The organism is Rhizobacter sp. P2_D12 (genome assembly GCF_056404395.1).
Genome location: NZ_JBFUEB010000315.1, coordinates 1 through 1,072 on the forward strand (window position 1 = coordinate 1; position 1,072 = coordinate 1,072).

Annotated in this window: 2 pseudogenes; both read left to right on the forward strand. The window is 75.1% G+C overall.

Annotated features, from left to right (window positions below):
* A pseudogene (locus AC1DYN_RS32710) lies at nt 1-739 on the forward strand (peptidoglycan-binding protein); the annotation flags it as partial.
* An 11-nt stretch (nt 740-750) separates the two neighbouring features.
* Nucleotides 751-1,072 (forward strand): annotated as a pseudogene (locus AC1DYN_RS32715) (general secretion pathway protein GspB); the annotation flags it as partial.

The following is a 1,072-nucleotide window of genomic DNA, read 5'->3' on the forward strand; positions in this document are numbered from 1 at the left end:
GTTCCGCGACACCGATTCGGCGTCGATGGGCGCCAGCGCCGCGGGCCCGGCCAGCGCGCCGAAAGCCTTGGCCGCCGCCTCGGTGCCGCAGCTTGCCCCGCCCGCGGCAAGCGCCGTGGCGCTGGACCTGCGCGACGGCTTCAAGACCGCGTGGCGCGCCGAGAAGGACGCCTGGCGCGAGCTGGCCCCGGCGTGGAAGCTCGCCGCCGACCTGCCCGACCCGTGCGCGGCCGCGCAGCGCGAGAACCTGCAGTGCTTTCGCACGGTGGCCACGCTGGCGCTGATCCGCCAGCTCAACCGCCCCGGCATCCTGCAGCTGCGCGACGAGGACGGCCAGCCGAACTTCGTGCTGCTGACCGGCCTCACGCCGCAGGCAGCCACGTTGCGTGCCGGCGGCATCACGCAGACGGTGTCGCTGCGCTCGCTGGCCAAGGTATGGCGCGGCGATTTCGCGACCTTCTGGCGCGCACCCGAGGGCTACCAGTCGGCGCTGAACGAGGGCCACAGCGGGCCGGCGGTCGATGCGCTCGCGAGCCAGGTCGCGCGGGCCGAGGGCGCGTCGGCGCCGGCCGCGGCCCAGCCGTTCAACGCGGCGCTGAAGGCCCGCGTCGCGAGCTTCCAGGTCGCCTGGGGCCTGAACGCCGACGGCGTCGCCGGGCCCACCACCTTCATGCAGCTCAACCGCGCCACCGGCGTGGACGAGCCGCGCCTGCAGGCCGATGCCGGCCTGGTCCACTGAAAGGCATTGCGATGTCCTACATCCTCGATGCCTTGCGGCGCGCCGATTCCGAACGCGAACGCGGCCGCGTGCCCGGGCTGCATGCGCAGCCGGGGAGCGGCGTCTCCGACGACGATGATGCGGCCGACGGCGGTGGCATGCGCTGGGGCTTCGTCGCCGCGGTGCTGGGCCTGGCGCTGATCGTGATGCTGGCGTGGCTGGCGTTCGGGCGCGAGAAGCCGATCGAGGTGGCGATGGTGCCGCCGCCCGCTGCGCCGGCGATGCCGGTCGCCGCGCCGGTTGTGGCTGCGCCGCCCGTGGCGCCGCCGCCTGCCGCGGCACCCGACCCGGTAC